Source organism: Neisseria sp. P0022.S010, from assembly GCF_051956635.1.
Genome location: NZ_JBQCXF010000604.1, coordinates 1 through 1,686, shown reverse-complemented (window position 1 = coordinate 1,686; position 1,686 = coordinate 1). Strand labels below are relative to the sequence as shown.

Sequence of the window (1,686 nt, the reverse complement as noted above, 5' to 3'; positions counted from 1 at the left end):
ATATTAATCATTAAATGTTTTCAGACGGCCTGAGGAGAAGCAATGAAAGTAGCGATTGTCGATTATGGAATGGGAAACCTGCATTCAGTATTGAAATCTGTTCAGGCGGCGCAGGTTTTGTCCAATCAAAATGCCGAGGTTTATCTGACTTCGCGGCCTGAAGAAGTGATGGCGGCGGATAAGGTTATCTTTCCGGGACAGGGTGCCATGCCGGATTGTATGTCAGCGCTGAAGGCAAGCGGTTTGGGTGAGGCGGTTTCAGACGGCCTGAAAAACAAGCCGTTTTTTGGCATTTGCGTAGGTGCGCAATTATTGTTTGAACACAGCGAAGAAGGCGATACAGATGGTTTGGGTTGGTTTGAAGGTCAAGTAAAACGGTTTTTGCCCAATCAAACCGATGCACAGGGAGGCCGTCTGAAAGTACCGCATATGGGGTGGAATACAGTGCGCCAAACCCGTCCGCACCCTTTATTTCAAGACATTGGGCAGAACGAGTATTTCTATTTTGTTCACAGCTATTATTTTGCGCCGAAAAATGAAGAGATTGTTTTAGGCGTCAGCGAATATCCGAATGAATTTGCCTGCATTGTCGGTAAGGACAATGTGTTTGCCACACAGTTCCATACGGAGAAAAGCCATCAGGCAGGATTGCTGCTGCTGCGTAATTTTTTAAATTGGCAGATTTGAGGCTTTAACATAAATCTACTAAAAATCGCTAATTTGTGTAAAATATACTGAAATTGAGTAGAGGAGAAAAAAATGCTGTTGATACCTGCCATTGATTTGAAAGAAGGACGCTGTGTTCGCTTAAAACAAGGCTTGATGGAGCAGGCGACGGTGTTTTCCGATTCGCCGGCAGAGATGGCGCTGCATTGGCGCAATCAAGGCGCACGCCGTTTGCATTTGGTTGATTTGAACGGCGCATTCGCAGGCATTCCTCAAAATTTTCCGGCGATTAAAGAAATTTTGGCCGCCGTGGCTAAAGATATTCCAGTACAGCTTGGCGGCGGTATCCGTGATTTGGGCACCATTGAAAAGTATTTGGATTTGGGTCTGACCGATGTGATTATCGGTACGGCCGCGGTGAAAAATCCTGAATTTGTGCGCGAAGCATGTAAGGCATTTCCGGGGCAGATTATCGTCGGCTTGGATGCCAAAGACGGTATGGTGGCGATAGACGGTTGGGCAACGGTAACGGAGCATCATGTCGTCGATTTGGCCAAGCGTTTTGAAGACGATGGCGTCAACAGCATTATTTATACCGATATCGGCCGCGACGGCATGATGAGCGGTGTGAATATCGAGGCTACCGTCAAATTGGCTCAATCAGTGAATATCCCGATTATCGCTTCCGGCGGCTTGACGAATTTGGACGATATCCGCGCATTGTGTGCCGTTGAAAAAGAGGGTGTGAGCAGTGCGATTACCGGCCGCGCAATTTATGAGGGAAGTATTGATTTCGCACAGGCACAAAAACTGGCCGATTCTTTGGCTTGACCTCAGTGCGTTTAATTATGCAGATTAGGGCTTTGCAAGGGGTAACAGCGCAGGAGTTGGCGCATAGCTGAAAATACCTTCAAAAGCGGCATTTTGCAAAGTCCTTAGACTTAAAATCTGTCTGAAATAATTATAAAAAACAACTCACTCAATATCTTATTTTATTAAGGGATTGGTATGCTTGAAGCG

At 46.1% G+C, this 1,686-nt stretch carries 2 protein-coding genes; both read left to right on the top strand.

Going from position 1 to position 1,686, the window contains the following annotated elements; all coding sequences use genetic code 11:
- Positions 1-42 precede the first annotated feature (42 nt).
- Positions 43-687 carry an imidazole glycerol phosphate synthase subunit HisH gene (gene hisH / locus ACTHUT_RS19855; protein WP_250599745.1) on the top strand — a complete coding sequence of 215 codons (645 nt, stop codon included), beginning with the start codon at positions 43-45 and terminating at the stop codon, positions 685-687.
- Between the two features lie 72 nt (positions 688-759).
- Positions 760-1,497, top strand: a complete 738-nt coding sequence (hisA, locus tag ACTHUT_RS19850) for a 1-(5-phosphoribosyl)-5-[(5-phosphoribosylamino)methylideneamino]imidazole-4-carboxamide isomerase (RefSeq protein WP_250599747.1) — start codon at positions 760-762, stop codon at positions 1,495-1,497.
- The last annotated feature ends 189 nt before the right edge of the window (positions 1,498-1,686 follow it).